The organism is Pseudomonas sp. SIMBA_068 (assembly GCF_046534705.1).
In the GTDB taxonomy this organism is placed as follows: domain Bacteria; phylum Pseudomonadota; class Gammaproteobacteria; order Pseudomonadales; family Pseudomonadaceae; genus Aquipseudomonas; species Aquipseudomonas putida.
On the sequence record NZ_JAWRYI010001481.1, the window covers coordinates 1 to 241 of the forward strand.

The window sequence follows — 241 nt, forward strand, 5'->3', positions numbered from 1 at the left end:
CGAACGCCTCAAGCTGCCCGAACGCTACCGGCACATCGAAGCCTGGCAAATGACCGAGTTTCGCAGCAACCAGGTCATCACCCTGCCCCGCCCGGGCCAGGCCCCCGGCCACCTGCTGCTGGTGGCCACCAGCGAACTGCCGATGGCCTTCTACACCGGCACCCTGACCGCCAGCCTGGGAATCCTGATCTTCAGTGTGCTGCTGTGGCTGGTCATCGCCCGGCAGATCAAGCGCCTGATC

1 pseudogene is annotated in these 241 nt (G+C 65.6%); it reads left to right on the top strand.

Annotated elements, in window-relative coordinates:
- Nucleotides 1–241: pseudogene (locus SB756_RS34570) on the top strand (PAS domain-containing sensor histidine kinase); the annotation flags it as partial.